At 47.9% G+C, this 2,997-nt stretch carries 3 protein-coding genes; all 3 read right to left on the minus strand.

What is annotated here, in order from left to right:
* A partial coding sequence (locus ACTHUE_RS14315; RefSeq protein WP_440423820.1) for a response regulator occupies window positions 1–293 on the minus strand: 293 nt, incomplete at its 3' end.
* 207 nt (window positions 294–500) lie between these two features.
* Window positions 501–2,333 (minus strand): PglL family O-oligosaccharyltransferase, encoded by a 1,833-nt coding sequence (locus ACTHUE_RS14320; protein ID WP_219088835.1) that lies wholly within the window; start codon window positions 2,331–2,333, stop codon window positions 501–503.
* Entirely contained in the window at window positions 2,330–2,686 is a 357-nt protein-coding gene (locus ACTHUE_RS14325) for a DUF2069 domain-containing protein (RefSeq protein WP_049336736.1), read from the minus strand. Before ACTHUE_RS14325 ends, ACTHUE_RS14320 begins: the two co-directional genes overlap by 4 nt.
* Between the last annotated feature and the right edge of the window lie 311 nt (window positions 2,687–2,997).

The following is a 2,997-nucleotide window of genomic DNA, read 5'->3' on the forward strand; positions in this document are numbered from 1 at the left end:
TAATCGTCCGCACCCATTTCCAAACCAATAATGCGGTCGATGTCGTCACCTTTTGCAGTCAGCATGATGATGGGTACAGTGCTTTGGGTACGTACGTTTTTCAATACGTCCAAACCGTTCATTTTAGGCATCATGGAGTCTAATACGACGACATCGTATTGTCCGGTCAGAATTTCTTGAACGCCGGCTTCGCCGTCAGGAACGCTGTGAACGTTGAGGCCTTCGGCAGTCAGGTATTCGGTCAGCAATTCGGTCAAGAGGGCATCGTCATCTACGAGTAATACGCGACTCATGGAATTTCCTTTTCGTGATTGTATGCGCCGTAGCACTAAATAGGCGGTGCGGCGATTAAAATAGAGTTGTATTCAATCTTAACATGCAATCTGCTTTTGTTGATAGCGTAATTTTCTGTGCTTTTGCGCTTTTTTGCATAGAAACTTGTCGCTCTTTACATTTTCAGACGGCCTGTAAGGACAAACTGACAATTGAGTGTGTTTTGTTTAGGGTTTATCACAAGATTTGGCAGTTTGGTGTTTCGGTGCATTGATGAAATCTTTGCAATCAGACAAAAGTTTGGGCAGTAGTGGGGCGAATGCCGGATGGCTGCGTATTTTGTCGGCGTAGAAATACATCATATAGGGGTAATAATATTGCACTGCCTGCATCCATTGCGCACCTTCTTCTTTTTTACCTTGTCGATAGAGGTAAAGGCCGACTTGGTAGGCGCTGGAGTAGGGGCGGTAGGTCAGGGCTTTGAGTGCGGCTTCTTCCGCCCATGGGCGGATGTAGGCATCGGTCGGGTCGGCACGTCTGCTCAAACTTAAATCGGCGTAATAGGCAAGCATGGGGCTTTCTTTGGAGAGCTGCTGCAAGCCGTCAATTTTGTTTTGAACTGTTTGCGGATCGTCGGTTTTCCCTACACGGCTATATTGGGTCAGATTTTGATATTCCCAGCTGAGGTTTGCCATGCCGATTAAAATCGATAAAGCAGCTATACCGCCTGTCCATTGTCTGATTCGGGTAGATAAAGGGCCGTCTGAAACATCTTTCGGATAAGAAGGTGTCAGCGACAGAATCAGGCTGAATACGGTAAGGAAGTAGATATACCAAAGCGGATATTCGAGCATGCTGTGGCAGAGGCTGACGGCGGCGGCAGTCAGCAAAAATAGGGAAGCCGGTGTTTGGTTGCGGCCTGATAGTCGCCATACGGCTGCAAGCAGGGTTAAGGTTGCCAGCAAGGTGCCGGCAATGCCCATTTCGGACAGCAACTGCATGACGATATTGTGCGAATGGGTAAACAGTACGCCGAGGATATTGTTGGGGAAATATTGTTGCTGGGCATTGATCAGAAAGGTTTGCTGGGCAAAGCTGTTCCAGCCGTGACCGAACCAAGGTGCGGATTGAAAGGCAATCCATGCCTTGCTCCATTCGATTTGGCGCATGGAGCCTTCAAAACCGCTGGTGCCTGCGCGTTCGACGGCGGTTTCGTATTTGATGTTGCCAAACAAATCCAACAGGCTGCCCATGCCGAATTGGAAAGCGGCGGCCAGGATGGCGGTCAGAAGGAAAATGCACAGTGCGCGTTTGTGTTGGAAACGGGTACGCCAAAACCATAACGGCGTAATCAGGAATAGGGCGGCAATGTAGCCTAAGATGGTGCGCGAGTTGACAAGGCCGAGGGTCGCAGTCAATGCCAATACAAACAGAAAACCTGCTGTATTGGACATTTTGCGCGCCGTCCATAAATAGGATGCCGCCAAAATGCCCCACATTAAATAATGTCCCAAATGATTGCGCTGGCCGAGTTGGCCGTTTACGGTACCGCTGCTTCGGGCAATGATGCCGTTCAACCACTCTACGTTAGACCAGCCTTTAAATTGCAGCCAGACGATGACGGCCTGTATGGTTGCACCTATCAATAAAGACCAAGCAAAGATGCTGACGACGCGTTCCTGTCCGTAAGCTGCTACCCAGCCCCGCACCGACCATGCGCCCAGTGCCAAAATAACAAAGGTCCAGGCGGTAATATCGCTCATGCCGGGGTAGGTGGAATACATGAGGCGCGCTTGGAGCGACCAAAATGCGGCCATGGCAAACAAGCCGATACTGAGTGCAGGAAGGCGGATATTCAGCAGACTTTTGTGTGCGCTAATCAAAGTCAGTACCAATGAGCCGCTCAGAGAGATGGCTTCCAAATAAAAGCTGGGCAGTGGACCGACTCGGTAGAGCGAGAGAAAAGGGACGGCGCAAATCCAAAGAAAACTGAGCCATAAAGGCCAAAAGGTTTTTACTGAAGATTCAGTCAGGCCGTCTGAAAGAGTGTGGTAGGTCATTTTGATGTGTGTTTTTGTTGTTTGATAAATGCAAGGCAGCCGAGGAAAAAGGCAATGCACAATAATACAGAAACGGCGGCGCAAATCCGGCTGGCGACGGCTGTGTCAGCCAGGCGCATACAGGCTTCGGCAAAGTAAATCAGAATCAGCATGGAGCTGTATTGATAAGTGTAGATGCGTTTTTTCAAAATGCCGGTCAACGGCAGGCACAGCGGCAGGGCTTTCAGTGCCAGCCATGAGCCGCCTTCGCGCAATGGCGCGATCCACAATTCCCATGACAAGGAAAGCAGAATCAGCAGGATAAGGCTTATGGAAGTTGCAAGATAAGGTAATGGGGAGCGTGTATTGTTCACAATATTGAGGGCGTAAAGCCGTACTGGAAAACTTAAAATTATACCGCTAAAAAGGCGGGGTAAGCCAAGAATATTGCTTAAAGATGCTGAAGAAAGGATTTATTGTTTTTTCTTCAAACGAATGAAACTTTATCTTGTTTTATAGTCTTATTAATATATATATTTAATAAAGATTGTGCTATTATTCTAAATACTTTATCTCAGGAGGATAGAAAACCATGAATCGCGTTGCTGATGTTATCCGTGATGATATTAAAGTAATGACAGCCTATCAGGTTGCTGATTTGCCGGAAGGTTTTATTAAGTTGGAC

The organism is Neisseria sp. P0021.S005 (assembly GCF_051956955.1).